This is a genomic window from Hymenobacter sp. R533113 (assembly GCF_056835965.1).
The window spans coordinates 393,801-411,265 of the sequence record NZ_JAKWBD010000013.1 but is presented as its reverse complement, the minus strand read 5'-3'; the positions used below and the strand labels follow the sequence as shown (position 1 = coordinate 411,265).

The 17,465-nt window shown below is 53.4% G+C and carries 16 protein-coding genes and 1 tRNA gene; 7 read left to right on the top strand and 10 right to left on the bottom strand.

The annotated features are described in order from the left end of the window. Positions 1-86: 86 nt before the first annotated feature. From MKZ35_RS10800 to MKZ35_RS10790, 3 genes are all read left to right on the top strand, one after another. Positions 87-157: transfer RNA gene (locus tag MKZ35_RS10800), tRNA-Cys, on the top strand. 286 nt (positions 158-443) lie between these two features. Continuing rightward, a complete protein-coding gene (locus MKZ35_RS10795) occupies positions 444-2,105 on the top strand; it encodes a cyanophycin synthetase family protein (protein WP_482513300.1) in 1,662 nt (553 codons plus the stop codon). Continuing rightward, positions 2,102-3,082 carry a glutamate ligase domain-containing protein gene (locus MKZ35_RS10790; RefSeq protein WP_482513299.1) on the top strand — a complete coding sequence of 327 codons (981 nt, stop codon included), beginning with the start codon at positions 2,102-2,104 and terminating at the stop codon, positions 3,080-3,082. Before MKZ35_RS10795 ends, MKZ35_RS10790 begins: the two co-directional genes overlap by 4 nt. A 90-nt stretch (positions 3,083-3,172) precedes the next feature. Here MKZ35_RS10790 and MKZ35_RS10785 read toward each other — a convergent pair whose 3' ends face one another. Beyond that, on the bottom strand, positions 3,173-4,120 hold the full coding sequence (locus tag MKZ35_RS10785) for a hypothetical protein (RefSeq protein WP_482513298.1): 948 nt from the start codon (positions 4,118-4,120) through the stop codon (positions 3,173-3,175). Positions 4,121-4,251: 131 nt separating this feature from the next. Between MKZ35_RS10785 and MKZ35_RS10780 the strand changes: the two genes are divergently transcribed. Beyond that, a complete protein-coding gene (locus tag MKZ35_RS10780) occupies positions 4,252-4,851 on the top strand; it encodes a methyltransferase (RefSeq protein WP_482513297.1) in 600 nt (199 codons plus the stop codon). 50 nt (positions 4,852-4,901) lie between these two features. Beyond that, a complete protein-coding gene (gene kdsA, locus MKZ35_RS10775) occupies positions 4,902-5,726 on the top strand; it encodes a 3-deoxy-8-phosphooctulonate synthase (RefSeq protein WP_482513296.1) in 825 nt (274 codons plus the stop codon). Positions 5,727-5,744: 18 nt separating this feature from the next. On the opposite strand, the gene MKZ35_RS10770 is transcribed toward kdsA, so the two are convergent. Both MKZ35_RS10770 and apaG read right to left on the bottom strand, forming a co-directional pair. Continuing rightward, positions 5,745-6,542, bottom strand: coding sequence for an O-methyltransferase (locus tag MKZ35_RS10770; RefSeq protein WP_482513295.1), 798 nt, complete (start codon positions 6,540-6,542; stop codon positions 5,745-5,747). A gap of 91 nt (positions 6,543-6,633) precedes the next feature. Continuing rightward, positions 6,634-7,020, bottom strand: a complete 387-nt coding sequence (gene apaG, locus MKZ35_RS10765; RefSeq protein ID WP_133272011.1) for a Co2+/Mg2+ efflux protein ApaG — start codon at positions 7,018-7,020, stop codon at positions 6,634-6,636. A gap of 106 nt (positions 7,021-7,126) precedes the next feature. Here apaG and MKZ35_RS10760 point away from each other — a divergent pair, with 106 nt between their 5' ends. Next, the gene (locus tag MKZ35_RS10760) at positions 7,127-7,792 is read left to right on the top strand and encodes a uracil-DNA glycosylase (RefSeq protein ID WP_482513294.1); all 666 of its coding nucleotides are present in this window, start codon (positions 7,127-7,129) and stop codon (positions 7,790-7,792) included. A 189-nt stretch (positions 7,793-7,981) separates the two neighbouring features. Here MKZ35_RS10760 and lepB read toward each other — a convergent pair whose 3' ends face one another. The 6 genes from lepB to MKZ35_RS10730 all read right to left on the bottom strand — a co-directional run bounded on the left by lepB (position 7,982) and on the right by MKZ35_RS10730 (position 13,488). Further along, on the bottom strand, positions 7,982-9,142 hold the full coding sequence (gene lepB, locus MKZ35_RS10755) for a signal peptidase I (protein ID WP_482513293.1): 1,161 nt from the start codon (positions 9,140-9,142) through the stop codon (positions 7,982-7,984). Between the two features lie 149 nt (positions 9,143-9,291). Further along, positions 9,292-10,011: a 4-hydroxy-tetrahydrodipicolinate reductase gene (dapB, locus tag MKZ35_RS10750; RefSeq protein ID WP_482513292.1), complete on the bottom strand. Its 720-nt coding sequence runs from the start codon at positions 10,009-10,011 to the stop codon at positions 9,292-9,294. Further along, positions 10,008-10,628, bottom strand: a complete 621-nt coding sequence (locus MKZ35_RS10745) for a DUF5683 domain-containing protein (protein WP_482513291.1) — start codon at positions 10,626-10,628, stop codon at positions 10,008-10,010. The genes dapB and MKZ35_RS10745 overlap by 4 nt, the downstream gene beginning before the upstream one ends. A gap of 46 nt (positions 10,629-10,674) precedes the next feature. Further along, a complete protein-coding gene (locus MKZ35_RS10740; protein WP_482513290.1) occupies positions 10,675-11,619 on the bottom strand; it encodes a ParB/RepB/Spo0J family partition protein in 945 nt (314 codons plus the stop codon). Positions 11,620-11,911: 292 nt separating this feature from the next. Further along, entirely contained in the window at positions 11,912-12,718 is an 807-nt protein-coding gene (locus tag MKZ35_RS10735; protein WP_084446571.1) for a ParA family protein, read from the bottom strand. Positions 12,719-12,807: 89 nt separating this feature from the next. Then, entirely contained in the window at positions 12,808-13,488 is a 681-nt protein-coding gene (locus MKZ35_RS10730) for a metal-dependent hydrolase (protein WP_482513289.1), read from the bottom strand. 93 nt (positions 13,489-13,581) lie between these two features. Here MKZ35_RS10730 and MKZ35_RS10725 point away from each other — a divergent pair, with 93 nt between their 5' ends. Then, positions 13,582-15,249: an ABC transporter substrate-binding protein gene (locus MKZ35_RS10725; RefSeq protein WP_482513288.1), complete on the top strand. Its 1,668-nt coding sequence runs from the start codon at positions 13,582-13,584 to the stop codon at positions 15,247-15,249. Between the two features lie 184 nt (positions 15,250-15,433). Here MKZ35_RS10725 and yidC read toward each other — a convergent pair whose 3' ends face one another. Beyond that, complete coding sequence (gene yidC, locus MKZ35_RS10720; RefSeq protein WP_482513287.1) at positions 15,434-17,293, bottom strand: membrane protein insertase YidC; 1,860 nt, start codon at positions 17,291-17,293, stop codon at positions 15,434-15,436. Between the last annotated feature and the right edge of the window lie 172 nt (positions 17,294-17,465).

The following is a 17,465-nucleotide window of genomic DNA, read 5'->3' as shown; positions in this document are numbered from 1 at the left end:
AAGAGCTTAAGCTAAGCGGAGCCGAAAAAAGCCCCCCAGGTTTGGCGAAGGTCAGATAATGGCGTAAGTTTGCACCCTCCTAACCCGGTGACGTGACCGAGTGGCTAGGTAGAGGTCTGCAAAACCTCCTACGGCGGTTCGAATCCGCCCGTCACCTCTTTTCCTGTTCCTGTTTTCTTTTGCTTAGTGCCCCGGTTGATTAGCCCCAACCGGGGTTTTTGCTTTATAGCCTCTGGCAGTCGCAGGCTGTGGGTAGAAGTCACAAACTATTTTCAATAGACTATCTGAGCGGGGTGTAGTGGTAGGCTTAAAGTCAACGGGTTGACTTTAATCTCGTCTGAAAGGTGTTTATATAAGCTTATCAGTGGCTTTAGGGGCGTATTATCCCTACATTTCGTTTGTGCGTACAACAGCTTGCTTACGACTTCTCCTTTCCTCTTCTTATGAAAATTACCGACCTCCGCACCATGCGCGGCCCAAGCTATTGGTCTGTCAAGCACCTAAAGCTTATTGTGATGAAAGTAGACATGGAAGATTTGGTGGACCAATGGTCTAATGCCATACCAGGTCTGGCAGGCCGGCTCACGAAATTGCTACCCGGTGTGGGCCAGCCCTGCGCTACCCCCGACTCATCAAAACAGGCAATAAAGCACCCTCCTCTAACCCAAGAGCAGCTTGCTGATGGTGAACCGTTGGGCCATGTGATTCAGCATGTTGCCTTAGAACTGCAACGCCTGGCAGGCATGCCGGTATATTGGGGCAAATCGTATCCGGCCACGCAGGAGGAAGGCGTTGAGTATGTGGTATTCACTTACCAGGAAGAGCGAGCTGGCCGCGTAGCCGCTCGAGCCGCTGTGGAAATAGTGGATGCCTTGTGCCATAAGCAGAAAGTAGATATCAAACCTATCATCACAGAGCTGCATAATATTCGTGAGGAGGAGTTTTTTGGGCCTAGCACTTATAGTATAGTTGCGGAGGCCGTTTCGCGTAATATTCCCTATATCCGCCTCAAGAACACGTCAGTTATTCAACTGGGCTACGGTGTAAATCAGAAGCGGATTCAGGCTACCACTTCTACCAACACGACGTTTTTCGCGGTAGACATTGCGGGCAATAAAAACCGCACAAAGGCAATGCTTGCCGATGCCGGTATTCCGGTACCCCGCGGTACAACTGCTTACTCTATCGAGGGCTTGCGCACTGCCATCGAAGAGTTAGGGTTTCCTATCGTGACGAAGCCCCTGGACGGAAATCACGGCAAAGGCGCCAGTATTAACATCACAGATTGGAAGACAGCTCAAACTGGCTTTAAAGAAGCCCAGGAATATTCGCGTGCTGTTATCATAGAGCAATTCATAGAGGGCTTCGACCATCGGCTGCTGGTTGTAAATGGCCAGCTTGTAGCAGCAGCTAAACGCAAGCCCGCCGCCGTGCTAGGCGATGGTAAGAGCACCATTCAGGAGCTGATTGATCGGGTCAACCAAGATCCACGCCGCGGCGAAGGCCACGAGAAGGTACTTACCAAGATAAGAGCTGATAAGCATACAATGGCCATTCTAAAAGCCCGCGACCTGACGTTAAAATCGGTGTTGCCGGAGGGTGAAGAATTGTTTTTGAAGAGCACGGCCAATATTAGTACGGGTGGTACAGCCACCGATGTAACCGATTTGGTGCATCCTTATAATGTACTGCTGGCTGAGCGAGCGGCGGGTATTATTGGCCTCGATATATGCGGCATCGATCTGCTTACCTCTGATATTGCCATTCCGCTTAACGAAGCTCGCGGGGCCGTAATTGAGGTTAATGCCGCGCCAGGATTCCGCATGCATATCTCGCCGGCCGAGGGCTTGCCCCGAAACGTAGCGGCTCCGGTGGTAGATATGCTGTTTCCGCGTGGTACCCCTTCGCGTATTCCTATTATTGCCGTCACGGGTACGAATGGCAAGACCACCACTACTCGCATGATAGCCCATATGGTAGCTGCACAGGGCTACAAAGTGGGCTTCACAACTACCGATGGTATTTATATCCAAGGCAATCAATTAGAGCAAGGCGACTGCACGGGGGGCAAAGCACAGAGTTTGTGCTGCGCGACCCTACTGTGAACTATGCGGTACTGGAAGTGGCGCGAGGCGGTATGCTTCGCTCAGGCCTGGGATTTGATATCTGCGATATCGCTGTTGTAACCAACGTAGCGGCCGACCACCTTGGCATGCGCGACATTAACACCGTAGAGGAGATGGCTGCTGTAAAAGGAGTGTTGCCCCGCACGGTATGCAAAAGCGGTTGGGCTATTCTCAACGCCGATGACGACTTGGTATATGCTATGGCTGAACGACTACACTGCCGCGTAGCACTGTTCAGCATGAATGAGAAGAACCCTCGCATTCTGGACCACGTTGAGGCTGGTGGCGTAGCAGCCGTATACGAGGAAGGCTATGTGACTATTTATCAAAATAGCTACAAGCTGCGCATCGATCGGGCCGTTGAATTTCCTATTACACTAGGCGGACGCGCAACTTTCAACATCGAAAATAGCTTAGCAGTAGTCCTGGCAGGTTACGTAGCCGGCTTTTCGCGAGATTCTATTAAGACTGCTTTGCGCACCTTCGTGCCCTCCGCTGCCAAGACTCCAGGCCGCATGAACGTGTTTAAATTCCCGGAATTTGAGGTGATTGTAGACTATGCCCATAATACGGCTGGCATCACCAAGTACGCTGAGTTTTTGAATAATACACCAGCAACGCACAAGGTTGGTATCGTATCCGGGCTGGGCGACCGGCGTGATGAGGATACGATGAGCTTTGCGCGCGTAGCTGGGAGCATTTTCGATGAAGTAATTCTTCGCCAGGACAAAGACCTGCGGGGTAAAACAGGCGAGGAAATATATGCCTTAATGGCTCGCGGCCTCCGTATGGACAAGCCAGATCTGACAATTACTTATATCGAAGACGAGACAGAAGCCATTCATCATGCACTCCACACTGCCCGCCCAGGTTCCGTTATTAGTGTTTTCACAGAGAAAATAACGGCTACTATCAAACAGATAGAGGAATTCGAAGCACAGATCATACAGGCATAATAGCAACCGGTTTGTGTTTGGCTTCTAACATAAAAAAGCCCCCCAAATTAGATTTGGGGGGCTTTTTTATAACTGAAAATGATCTGTGACCTACTTCAGGGTAAAGGTTGATTTACCGATCATCACGCCGCCTTCATACAGCTCAACCGTGTGAAGGCCGGTTTTGTAGCCTGCACCTTTCGCGTACACGAACTGCACGGGCTGGCGGGTGTTATCATACACGATGTCCTGCTTGGCCGTGTAGAAGGCTTCTGAGCCATCAATCATGAAAGTGCCACCGCCGGTGCTCAGATTATACAGGGCAGAGCCATCGGGCTCCACGAGGCGCATCATAATCTGCTTGGTTTCTTTCGGCGATACGTCGTTGCGGGCAAGGTTGAAAGTCACCTTAATTTTCTCCACGCGCTTAGCCTTAAACTCGTTGTCGTCGTCGTCCTTTTCTTTATTTCGGGAGTTAATCACGTTCACCCGGATATTATCGGCCTGAAGGCGGGAAGCTACCGCTACCTTCTCCGAAAGCTCCTGGTTGGTACGCGCGATAGTCGAAATCGTGTCGGTGAGCTTATTCTGACGCTCTTTCAGCGTGGTGGTTTCGGTGTACAGCACCTCGTTGTCAGCTTTGAGCTGGGCAATTTCATCGTCCTTCTTCCGAAGCTGCTGCTCCAGATTGGTGGCACGGTTGCGGAAGCGGGCCTGCTCGGCCAGCGAGAAGCTGCCCTTGCGGAAGCCGCGAAGCTTGAGCAAATCAGAGTTGATAGTAGCGATGCGCGCTTCTAACGAGTCATTGGCGAGGCCCATTGCCTGTACTTCCTGGCTTTGACGCTCGAAATCGGCTTTAAGGGTTTCGTACTGTTTGATCTGTTCCTCAAGCCGTACATCCTTCGCTTTTACCTCGGCGGTCAGCTGCTCATTCTGCTTACCTTTCTGGTTGTTCATATAGAAAAGCAGGGCATTAATACCGGCCAGAACCAGAAAAAGAGCCACTATCAGCAGAAGACGGCTCTTGTTTTTAGGCTCCGTGTTTTCGTTTTGTTCCATTGAGGAAGGGGATTGGTTAATTGATGTGGAAGTACGCGGCTAGTTAGGACGGTACGCTACCTTTATGCACAAAAATAAAGGACTTACCCATGTGGGCAAGTTTCGGTACTAAATACTCCGTTTACGCGAATATGGATTTGCTGCTTGATGAGACCTATTGGCGGACCCGCTATGCCACCGGCCAGACGGGCTGGGATGTGGGAGCCATAACGCCCCCGCTACAGGATTATTTTAAGCAGTTAGGCCAACCCGATGATCGACGTATCCTCATTCCGGGTGCGGGGAGGGCGTATGAGGCCGAATATTTACACCACCAAGGCTTCAGCCAGGTGTTCGTAGCCGACTTGGCGCCGGAGCCGCTGGAATCCCTGCGTCAGCGTGTGCCCAGCTTCCCTGGGGAGCATTTATTGCAACAAGATTTTTTTGCGCTGTCGGCTCAGCCACCTTATGATTTAATTGTTGAGCAGACTTTCTTTTGCGCCTTGCCCCGCACGCTTCGTCCCGAGTATGCCCGTCAGTGCGCACATTTATTGCGGCCGGGGGGCAAATTAGTAGGCTTGCTCTTTGAGGCGGATTTTGGCTCTTCACCGGAGCCCCCGTTTGGCGGTACTCGCGCCGAGTATAGAGTGTACTTTGAGCCGTATTTCGAGTTCGTCCATTTCGATACTGCCTACAATTCTATCCGGCCTCGGCAGGATAGAGAGTTGTTTATTTGTCTGAAAAAGAAGTAAAACCAAGTTAGAGCTTCGCTTTCCTTCGATTGGTATTAACCCTGTGTTTTATGTTTGACTCTCTCGCCAACGCGCTACCTCATTTTCGTAACACCAACTCTGGTCAGTTTTTCCTGATGGCTGGGCCCTGCGTAATTGAGGGCGAAGACATGGCCTTGCGCATCGCCGAGCGTGTGCGCCAACTCACGGATAAGCTGCAAATTCCCTACATCTTCAAAGGCTCATACCGCAAGGCCAACCGCTCCCGCCTCGATTCCTACACCGGCATCGGCGACGAAACGGCTTTGCGCATCCTGCAGAAAGTAGGACGCGAAATTGGCGTGCCCACCGTCACGGATATTCATGAGTCGGATGAAGCTGCTTTGGCGGCCGAGTACGTCGATGTGCTCCAGATTCCCGCCTTCCTGTGCCGCCAGACCGATCTGCTGCTGGCTGCTGCCAAAACCGGTAAGGTGGTAAATATCAAGAAAGGCCAGTTCCTGTCGGGCGAGGCCATGCAGTTTGCCGTCGATAAAGTGCGCCAGTCGGGCAACGAGCACGTAATTCTTACCGACCGCGGCAACTCCTTTGGCTACGCCGATCTGGTGGTTGACTTTCGCAATCTGCCCGTGATGCAGCGCTTCGACGTGCCCGTAGTGATGGACGTAACGCACTCTTTGCAACAGCCCAACCAAGCCAGCGGTGTTACCGGTGGCCAGCCCGCCCTTATTGAAACCATCGCCAAAGCCGCTATTGCCGTCGGGGCTGATGGGTTGTTCATCGAAACGCATCCTACGCCCGCTACTGCCAAATCGGATGGGGCTAACATGCTACCCTTAGATCAGTTGGAGGCGCTATTGGTAAAACTCACGCGGGTGCGGGATGCCGTGCGGTAAATAAGGGCATACTCTAGCTTACGCAGACAATCGCCGGGTTTGGTCTAATAGCTTATCGAACACATTATCGAAACGAAGCGAGAAATGCTGTTTCGGCTGGTTTTTCCTGAAAAACACCAAGCCCATAAAAAACAGATCCACCGTAAGCATCACTTCCGGGTGCGCTTTGATGGTTTGCCAAGACCTGTCCATTTCCGCTGACCAATGAATGTCATCGAAGACGAACACGCTTTGATCGGTGCGGCGGCTGAGGCACTGCTCGAAGTAGCGCACCGTGGGCTCATAGCGATGGTTGCCGTCGAAAAACACGAAGTCTACGGGGGTAGCCAGCGCGGCTAGGGCAGGGGCGAGCGTATCATCAAGGTTTCCTTCGATAAGCTCTAGATTGCGCAAACCCAGGCTACTGAATGTCTCACGGGCCACGGCAGCGGTAGCCGGGCAGCCTTCAAACGTAAGTACCCGGCTGTGGCTGTTTGGAGTAGCCAAATAGGCAGTAGTCAGGCCCAACGATGTGCCTAGTTCCAGCACCGTGCGCGGCTGAAAATGATTCACTAACCGAAACAGAAGCTGCCCAAGCTGCCGCGATTTAGCGGCTGTGCGGGCAATGTCGCGCACACGGCGCTGCCGGCCGGCACCCGTGCGTGTGCCAGCTCCCAAGTCAGTAACCGTTACGCTTTGGTCACTGGCTTGCAGTTCGGTGCGGCGATGCTCTATGGCTTCGTAGGGGGCAAAAAAGCCTGTGTGGCGCACCACATCGTTGTAGAGCGCAAAAACGAACGGGGAATGCAGCCCATGTGCATTCCCCGCGCGGAGCAAAAATCGGATGTAACTGAATGCTTGGTAAAGCAAATACTTAGCGTTGCGGATTAAAAGAGGCGAGTTAGAGGGTCAAACTCACAACTCGCCGCTAATTTAAGCGATATGGCACAACCAGCGTGAATTCCGGAATTTCAACTGTGAATTCACGGCCGTCGGCGAGGCGCTCCATCTGGTAGGTGCCACGCATCTTGCCCAGACCGGTCTTAAGATTACACCCCGATACGTACTGGTGCGCCTCGCTGGGCTCCAATACGGGTTGCTGGCCTACCACACCTTCGCCCTCCACTTCTCGTACTACGCCGTTCGCATCATAAATGTACCAATGACGGCGCAGCAGCTTGACGGTATACTCGCTGTTGTTGCGAATATCGATTTTGTAAGCAAACACGTAATGTTCCTGGCCGGGGCTGGAATAATCGGGTAAATAATTGGTCGTAACACTAACGGTCACTCCCTGCGTAGTGGTAGTATTCATGGCGTCTGTGCGGTTCGGTAGATAACTAACAGCCGTTCTTGGAATTTGGTTTATCTACGCAAGCCACCTGCAGAAAGGCTTGCCGAACCCGTAAAAACTTTTCCCTATGTCCATAAAGATAGAAGAAAGCTGGCGCAAAGTACTACAAGACGAATTTGAAAAGCCCTATTTTCAACATCTTACTGCCTTTGTCCGTGGGGAGTACGCCACGACTACGGTGTATCCTCCTGGGGGGCAAATTTTTCATGCCTTCGAGGCCTGCCCGTTCGAGCAAACCAAGGTCGTGATTCTAGGCCAGGACCCGTATCATGGAAAAGGTCAGGCGCATGGTTTGGCGTTTTCGGTGGCCGAAGGCGTACGCACCCCGCCTTCCTTGCAAAACGTTTTTAAAGAGCTACAAGCCGACCTGCCCGAAACGCCTCCTGCTCCTAATGGTAACCTCGACCGCTGGGCCGAACAAGGTGTGCTTTTGCTCAATGCCACGCTTACCGTTCGGGCTGCCGAGCCAGCCTCACATCAGAAGAAGGGCTGGGAGCAATTCACGGATACGGTTATTCAACGCGTTTCGGAGCAGAAAGAGCACGTGGTGTTTATTCTGTGGGGAGCTTATGCGCAAAAGAAAGTGGAGCTCATTAACGAGAAGAAACACCTGGTGCTGAAAGCCGCGCATCCCTCGCCCTACGCCGCCGACCGTGGCTTCTTCGGCTCCCGCCCCTTCAGCAAAACCAACGAATACCTGCGTCAGCACAGCTTAGAGCCAATTAAGTGGTGATTTCTGAATCGCGGATTTTGCAGATTAGTCGGATTCCACGGATTTTGGTCACGATTACTTTTTACTAAATACGCCATTTCTGCTGAGTAAAAAAGCCCCCCAGAACCGTTCTGGGGGGCTTTTTCATGAGCTATTAATCGTGACCAAAATCCGTGGAATCCGACTAATCTGCAAAATCCGCGATTCAGATTAATGGATAATGTCGAACAGGCGGCCCCAGCGGATTTTGTTGAAGAAATCAGCGTAAGGATCTACGGAAAGCCAGATCAGAACGGCCTTGCCCACAATATGGTCTTCGGGTACAAAACCCCAATAGCGTGAGTCGAGCGAATTGTGGCGGTTGTCGCCCATCATAAAGTAGTAGTTCTGTTTGAAGGTGTAGCTGGTAAGCGGCTTGCCATTCTGCTGCAACACACCATTGGTAAGCGTCACGCCTTCGTTGTGCTCGTAGCGCATGATGATCTTCTGATAGATAGGCGTGTTCTGGGGAGTGAGCTCCACGGTCTGGCCTTCTTTCGGGATTTGTAGCGGACCATAGTTGTCCCGGTTCCAGGGGAAAACGGCCGTGGGCGTACTGTGTGGGTAATCAGGGTTATTCGGGAAAACCTCCGATTCAGCCTGGCCCGGCTGCGCTACCTCTTCTACTACGCCCTTGATGAAGGGCTGCTGCTTGAAATAAGCCGCAATAGTAGAGGTAGTATTTACCACATAAGCAGGTCCCATGGCAGTCGTCTGCGCTTGGGGTACACCGTTGGGCGAGTTAGAATCCGTTACGCCCAAGTCCTGAAACACCTTATCGCGCACGGGGTCAGTTACCTGCAAGTAGTAGCTGGACTGCATTTGCGGTGGGTTCTCCACTGGCTGCCCGTTGATATACACTTGCGTTTTCTTGATTTCAAGTACATCGCCGGCCACAGCTACGCAACGCTTGATATAGTTGGTGCGCAGGTCGGCGGGGTGCTCGCTTTCAAAGGGAATATTAAATACGACAACATCGCCTCGCGTTACTTCCGAAAAACCAGGCAAGCGGTAGGAGGGAAGCTGAATAGCATCGGAGTAGCTCTTAATATTGGTACCCCAGATGGTCTGGTGCGTAAGCGGCACCTGCAAAGGCGTTTGAGGCGTGCGCGGGCCGTAGTGCAGCTTGCTCACAAACAGATAGTCGCCGACCAGCAGGGAGCTTTCCATGGAGGGCGTCGGGATGGTGTACGCCTCAAAAGTTGCCCAGCGAATAAGCGAGGCCACGACTACGGCAAAGAGAATGGCGTCGCCCCACTCCCGCAAAAAGCTTTTCGGCTTTTTTGGTGCTGCTTCGGTAGTGGAGGTTTTCTCCCAGAATTTTACGGCCATATAGCAATATAAAAACGGACAGCGGGCTGCCCAGGCAAAGCAAGGATACTATTGAAGGGTTAAATATCCGAATTAATGCAGGAATGTGCTTTGTAGAGGTCGGACGCAGGACAATTTGCTAGGAACGCCCAACGTAGCCCGGTACGTTCCTACAACCCGAGCAGCTCCTTCATGCCAAACACGCCTTTGCGCCCCGGCAGCCATTCGGCGGCTAGCAACGCTCCCTGAACAAACCCATCACGAGTGTGCGCTTTGTGCTTCAGTTCAATGGTGTCAGCCGCCGATGAGTAGGTAACAATGTGCGTACCAACTACCTGGCCTGTCCGCTCCGAGAGTACCGCCAACTCTTGCGGAGCAGTAGCGGGCTCGTTGCGCCAGATTGTCTTGGTAGGAAAGTGGCGAATAATAGATTCGGCGGCGGTAAGAGCCGTGCCGCTGGGCTGATCGACTTTCTGGGTATGGTGAATTTCGCGAACCTGCACATCGTAACCGCCGAAGTGGTGCATTTTGGCGGCGATGTACTCGTTGAAATGAAAGAACAAGTTTACGCCCACACTGTAGTTAGAAGCATAAAAAAGCCCCCCACCCATTTCCTTACACAGGTCGCGGGCTTCCTGGAAATGATGCAGCCAACCCGTAGAGCCACACACTACTGGCAACCCCTGGCGTAGGGCCGCGCTCACGTTGGCGAAGGCAGCATCTGGGTGCGTAAATTCAATGGCCGCGTCAACGGTAGTAGCGTCAAAGTCGGTGATGCGTACACCGGGCCGCGAAGGGTCCACGATGCCAGCAATCTGGTGGCCTCGGGCAATAGCCTGGGCCTCAATGGCCTGGCCCATCTTGCCATAGCCAATCAGCAGCAGTTTCATTTCGTTGGGCGGGAAGTAGACTTCAAGTTTAAACTAAGGTTGATGCCGGCCGTGGGCTGCGCCGTGGGCATATAGAGCATGGTGGGCTCCACGCGCAGACTCAGATCGTCGCTGACATCGAAGTCGCGTAAGTGAGCATCCACCAGGGCATCGACTACACCTATGGCGTAAGCCACGGCAGAGAAGGCAATCCACTTGTCGCGGTTGCGGCGGTAGATAATCAACCCGCGTTCTATCGTAGCATTGTCCGCAATCGTGCTGGAAAGCGGGCCGGTATCGATGGTCAAGGGGTCGTTATCGTTGCGGGCCGCTTTTGCTTCCCGAAACTCTTTAAAGCGACTTTGGTAGAAAAACTCCACCGTAAGAGCCGTGCCTAATACACCGTACACAAGGGGCAGCTTCCAGTACTTGCGGTTATAAATCTGGCCGGCGCCTGGCACCAGCGCCGACAACATAGCCGCCTTGGCTGGTCGCGTTACGTGAAGCCCGAATAGCCTTTCGGTACGCCGCGTGGTGTCAGCTACCGCTGGCGTACTGACACGGGCCGAATCGGGACCGGTAGTAACTACCTGGGCTTGCGCCGACTGAGCTAGCGGTGCGGTCGCTAGGCAAAACAAAATCGCCGCTTTCCAATGCCCAGTCATCTGCCGTTGATACGTATTATTAAGACGGTTGAAGAATATGAAGAATGCGCTGCATGTCTTCTACCGAGTCAAACGCAATTCTGATCTCGCCATTGCCTTGAGGGCTAGGCTTCAACTGCACCCGACTGCCAAAGCGGTCGGAGAGGTAGCGCTCAGTGCGGCGCAACTCAGCTACCGGTACCGGCTGGGGGGCATTTTCAGAGGGTTTCTGCCCCGGTATAGAGGCCGGAGCAGCAGTTGTGCCACCACGCACAATCTGTTCTACGCGACGCACGGACAGATCTTCAGCCACGATGCGGCGATAGAGCAGTAGCTGCTGCTCGGCATCCTCAATATTGATGAGCGCGCGGGCATGGCCCATCGAAATCTCAGCGTCGCGCAGACCGATCTGGATGTCGGGGGGCAATTTTAGCAGCCGCAGATAGTTGGTTACCGTCGAGCGGTTCTTACCCACCCGGTCGCCAAGCTCCTCCTGCTTTAGGCTGCACTCACTCACCAAGCGCTGGTAGCTAAGCGCAATTTCAATTGCGTTAAGGTTTTCGCGCTGAATGTTCTCAATCAGGGCCATTTCCAGCATCTGCTGGTCATCAGCCTTGCGGATATACGCCGGAATCGTATCCAGACCCGCCAGCTTAGAAGCTTGCAAGCGCCGCTCCCCGCTAATCAGCTGATAGGAATTCGTGCCCATCTGGCGCACGGTCACTGGCTGAATAATGCCCTGAATCCGAATAGACTCGGCTAACTCCTGTAGGGCCTGCTGGTCGAAGTGGGTGCGGGGCTGATACGGATTCGCCTCGATATGATTCACCGAAATGAAGCCCACCGAATTGACCGGATGCGGCACCAGCCGTTCCCCTTTTTTCTCGTAGCTGCCTTCAATAAGGGCATTGAGCCCGCGACCTAAGCCACCAATTTTGCGCTTCGGAACTGATGCGGGAATCTTTTCTTCGTTCTTCTCTGACATACTTACTAACAGCCTGAGCCCAGTACCGGGCCAAAGCGGGATTCAAAAATACACAAACGCCGGGGAAGGACCTGAAATTTTACTGGTAGCGATTCAGAGATTAAAAAGAACGTCATGCTGCATCTGGCGTCCGGTCACGAAGCATCTCGCGTGTTTCGTCAGATTACTAACCTCACATCAGCACGCGAGATGCTTCGTGACCGGACGCCAGATGCAGCATGACCTCCCACCAAACAAAAGTGGCAGACGAAACCCGCCTGCCATTCTTCATTCCTGATTCCTCATCAACCTATTAAGCCGCTTCATCCTCAGCCGCTTCGGGATCAGCAGCTACCGAGTTTTTCTCCACAATCTCGCGGGCCAGGTTCAGATAGCTGATAGCTCCTTTACTGTCCGCGTCGTGCAGAATGACCGGAATACCGAAGCTGGGCGACTCGCTCAACTTCACGTTGCGGGGAATAATGGTGTCGAATACCAGCTGCTGGAAATGCAACTTTACTTCCTCTACCACTTGGTTAGAAAGGCGCAGGCGCACATCGTACATCGTGAGCAGAATGCCTTCAATCTCGAGCTCGGGATTGAGCCGGCTCTGGATGATTTTGATGGTATTCAGCAATTTGCCCAAACCTTCCAAAGCAAAGTACTCGCACTGCACCGGAATAATCACGGAGTGAGCCGCCGTAAGGGCGTTCACTGTAATCAAACCTAAGCTCGGCGAGCAGTCGATGATAATGAAGTCGTACTGATCGGCCAGCGGCCGTAGGGCCTCTTTCATCTTCTCCTCCCGATTAGGAAGGTTAATCATCTCTACTTCGGCTCCCACCAGATCGATATGGGAAGGCATCAGGTCGAGGTGAGGCAAGATGTTGGTTTGCAGAATGATATCCTGCGCGTTGATGCCATCCACCATGCACTCATAGATGCTGTTCTGAATGTCCTTGGGGTCGAAGCCTACGCCGGAAGTAGCGTTGGCCTGTGGGTCGGCATCTACGAGCAGCGTACGGTATTCCAAAGCCGCCAAGCTAGCCGCAAGGTTGATGGATGATGTGGTCTTGCCCACGCCACCCTTCTGATTGGCTACCGCGATAATTTTTCCCATGTGGGTTACTTCTTACTTGGTTATAATGAGTGAATGGACGAATGAGTAATCGTAGATAATTAAGCATTCGCCCATTCACTGATTGTATTCTACAACTCAATGGTCGACCCAATGGCCATCAACACTAATTCTTTGCCGGCCTCCGTGGCCTGCTCCCGGGCCGCATCGTGGTCGATTTTAATAGGCGGGAAAGTGTCGTAGTGCATGCCGATAAATTGGCGAACTCCTACCCAGTTGGCTGCCTCTATTGCATCGTCAATGCCCATAGTGAAGTTATCACCAATGGGCAGAATAGCAAAATCCAGCTCATGCCGCTCATTAATGAGCTTCATGTCGTAGGTGAGGGCAGTGTCGCCGGCGAAGTAAAAGTTTTTCTCGGCGGTTTCAATCACGAAGCCTGCTGCTAAGCCAGCGTAAGAGCCGTCGGGCATAGAGCTGGAGTGCGCCGCGGGCACCAGCTTCACGGTACCGAAAGGCAGCTTAATTTTGCCCCCCAGGTTCATCTTATAGCTGGCTTTCAAGCCTTTCGCTTCAAACCAGCTGAGCACTTCAAACATGCCCACTAGCTCGGCTCCGGTGCGTTTGCCAATTTCTTCGGCATCGGCTACATGGTCGCCATGACCGTGGCTAAGCAGAATAAAATCGGCTTCGATTTTTTCTACGTCAATGTCCTTAGCCAACTCATTGGGGCGGATAAAGGGGTCGAAGAGCACCTTAGTGCCTCCTATTTCAGCCAAGAAGCAAGAGTGGCCGTAGTAGGTCAGTTTCATAAATAAAGCGAAGCGGAAAGGAGCGGTCAGACGCCGATTTAGCGTTACACTTGCACCGAACTTAGCACAAATATACACTGTTTCGCCTTTCCCATGTCTTCGTTTTCGCGTCGTTTTGCTGGTTTTGCCCTCCCGTTGCTCACGGCATTAGTTAGTTGTGGCAGTCCGGACAGCCCTACCGATGAGCGTCGCGTTTTTCGCTACAATCAGCCCGAGGCGCTTACTTCCCTCGATCCAGCCTTTGCCCGCAACCAGGCCAATACCTGGGCCACGACCCAGTTGTACAATGGCTTAGTAGAGCTGGACGACCAGTTAAAGCCCGGCCCGGCCCTGGCGAGCCGCTACGATATTTCGCCCGACGGCCGCCGCTACACCTTCACGCTTAAACCTAACGTGTACTTCCACGACAGCGAAGTTTTTCCGGGGGGCAAAGGCCGGCGCGTCACGGCTCAGGATTTCGTGTACAGCTTCCGCCGCCTGCTTGACCCGGTAACCGCTAGCACTGGCGGCTGGATTTTCCGGGGCAAAGTGCTGGAAAATAAGACCGGCGAGCCGTCGGATACGGCTTTTGTGGCCGTGAATGACAGCACCGTGCGCATTTATCTGCAGGAGCCGTTTATTCCTTTTTTGAGTATTTTGACCATGCCGTATGCCTACGTGGTGCCCCGTGAAGCGGTGCAGCGCTATGGCAAGGACTTCCGAGAGCATCCGGTGGGCACCGGGCCGTTTCAGTTTCACGATTGGGACGAAGGCAATGCCATAGTCTACCACCGCAACCCGCACTACTGGCGCAAGGACGCGCAGGGCCAGCAGTTGCCCTACCTGGATGCCGTGCAGATCTCCTTTATTCAGGACCGTAAAACCGAGTTTTTAACGTTTCAGCAGGGCAAGCTTGACTTTGTGAGTGGTATCCGGGCGGGCTCGCGCGACCTGATTCTGCACCCCGATGGCACGGTGCGGGAGGATTTTGAGGGCAAGTTCCGCTTCGAGAAGGTGCCTTACTTGAATACCGAATACCTCGGCATTCAGCAGGACCCGACCAACCTGCGCGGCGACGCGGCCAACCCTGCGTTGCGCGACAAGCGGGTACGCCAAGCCTTGAGTTATGCCCTCAACAAGCCGGAGTTGATTGCTTATTTCCTGAATAATGTGGGCCGGCCCGGCAACTCAGGTTTTGTGCCCGCTTCCTTGCCTTCGTTCAGCGAAAACCTGGTGCCTGGCTACACCTATCAGCCCGAAAAAGCCCGCAAGCTACTAGCCGCTGCTGGTTACGGCACTGGTAAGCCTTTACGCCTGCGCTTGGGAACGGTGGCCGAAACCAAGGAGATAACCGAGTACTTACAAAAGAAATGGGCCGAAGTTGGTGTGCAGGTAACCATCGACGTAAGCCAGGGTGCCGCCCACCAGGAAAACGTGGATAACGGCCGCGCCGCCTTCTTCACCAAGTCTTGGCTGGGCGATTATCCCGACGCGGAAAACTATCTGGCCTTGTTTTACAGCAAGAATTTTTCGCCCGCCGGGCCCAATAAAACGCACTTCAAAAACGCCGCCTACGACCGCCTCTACGAACAAGCCCAGCTGGAGCAGGATACCGAAAAGCGCTACAACCTCTACCAGCAAATGGACCGCATTATCGTGGAGGAAAGCCCGGTTATTCCAATGTATTATGATGAGGTAGTGCGGCTTACGCAGAATAACGTGCAGGGCTTAAAACCAAATCCGATGAACCAGCTGGTGCTGGAGCGGGTGCGGAAATTGTAACGCGAAGCGGCGCCTCGCCTCGCGTTGCGGTCGTTGTTCGTAGCCTGATGGAGCATTAACTGAACGTTCGCACTACAACCGACGATTCTTCCAATCGGAGTTCAAAATTGCAGAAAAAGCCCCCCAGATACGTTCTGGGGGGCTTTTTTGATGGTTCGTTCAACGGGCGAAGCGCCGCTTCGCGTTACTTGTTCTTCGATTTGGCGGGGCCTTGCTTGCGGGCTTCAGATTCGCGGTCCTGAGCCGTTTTCATGGCTTCGGCGAGGCGGGCCTGAAAGCCGCCGGGCTTCTTGTCCTTGTTCTTTACTTTGTTAGCTTCGAGCTGGGCGCGGAGCTTGGTTTCATCCACGAAACGGCGGGTGAGGGCTTGCTGGCCGAAGGTGATGACGTTGGAAACGAAATAATACCAGGTGAGGCCGGCGGCGAAGCTGTTCAGCACGAACAGGAAAATCAGCGGCATCAGGTAGCTGTAAAACTTCATCGGGCCCTGCATGGCCGTGTTCACCTGATTGCTCTGCCAGGTCATGAGCAGGGTGGAGGCAGTCATAAGCAGGGTGAACATGCTGATGTGGCTGCCATAGTAAGGAATGGCGAAGGGCAGCTTAGCGAATACGTCGTAGCTGCTGAGGTCTTTAGCCCACAAAAACGCCTCTTGCCGTAGCTCAATAGAGTTGGGGAAGAAGTTGAACAAGGCAAACAAAATCGGCAGGGTAAGCAGCGTGGGTAAGCAGCCGCCGAGCGGACTCACACCCATCAACGTGTAGAGCTTCATGGTCTCGCTCTGCACTTTGTTCTGGTCGTCGCCGTACTTTTCTTTGATCTCGTCCAGCTCCGGCTTCAGCACCTTCATGCGCGCCTGCGATACGTAACTTTTGTACGTCAAAGGCCAGGTTACTAGCTTAATAAGCAGTACCAAGAGAGCGATGATGATACCGTAGTTGCTAATAAACTGCTCCAGGAAGTGGAACACTGGAATCACGATGAAGCGGTTCATCCAGCGGAAAATGCCCCAGCCCAGGTTCACGTTGCGGTCAAAGCCAGGCGTTACTTCCTTCAGGGTCTGAAAGGAGTTTGGCCCGAAATAGTAGCGGAACTGCCCTTTGCCCCCCAGCACATCGGCGGCCGGCACGGTGAGCGTAGAGCTCAGCGTTTTGATAAAGTTATTGGTGGTGTCCGTAGCGGCGGGCACGTTGGAGTTGAACTTGCCCGTGCTGAACTGGTTTTGCGCAATCAGGCCGGCCACGAAAAAGTCGTGCTTGTGGGCGGCCCACTTCACGGGCTCATTGATGACAATTTCCTCGGTGTCTTCGCTGGTTTCGTCCAAAGAGCCGTCGTCATCATTAGCCAAGTAATGGTTGATGGTGGTGTGGTTGCGGTTTTGAGCGCGGTCTTGCTCGGTCTGGCGCACACGGTCGAGGAAGGTAATGGTGATGGGCTCCTGGGCGATGGTGTTGGCCAAACCCGTCATGCGCAGGTCGTAGCCGAGCTCGTAAGAGTCGTTGAAGAGCGTGTATACTTGCTCAATTTGCCCCCCAGCCACGGCGGCCGTAAAGGTCAGGCGCTGGCCCTGGCGGTTGGCTTCCGTAACAGGCTGGGCGGCGCTGGGCTGAAAATACAGATCCGAGAAGCGAACGGTGCGGCCGTCGGTAGTGCGGAAACGGGTGTCGAGCTTCGCGCTTTCCTTATCTAATAAATCGAAAGGCTGACCGAAGAAGGTTTTGTACTTGTTCAGGCGTACAGCCTGCACCTGGCCGCCTTTAGTCGAGAACGTAACAACAAGGTTGTCATTGCTCAGCTGCACATCCTGGGCCGTACCCTGAGCGGCAGTAGCAAAAGCGCCAAGCGCCTGAGCTGCCGCGGCCGAATCCAGGGGGGCGGGGGTAGCGGCCGCCATCGTGTCTGCCGACTGAGCCGGGGCGGTAACGGCAGTAGTAGTGGGCTTAGCGGGGGCTTTTTCCGGCTCAGACTTCGGCGCGAAGAAAAACAGATAAATGAGGAGCAAGGCCGAAATCAAAAACAGGCCGGTTGCTGAGTTCTTGTCCATGAAGGGGAAATAAATGCGAAGGTGTTCGGTACTAAGGAAATAGCCGGGAAAAATGCCCCCCAGCGCGCGACGCTTGTGAGCAAAAATTCGGCAACGCTGCTACAAAGGTCGTTAGTGGCAGCTTATTTTATGCAGAAGCCCAAAATTCGGACGAACTGACAGGTAAATAGCC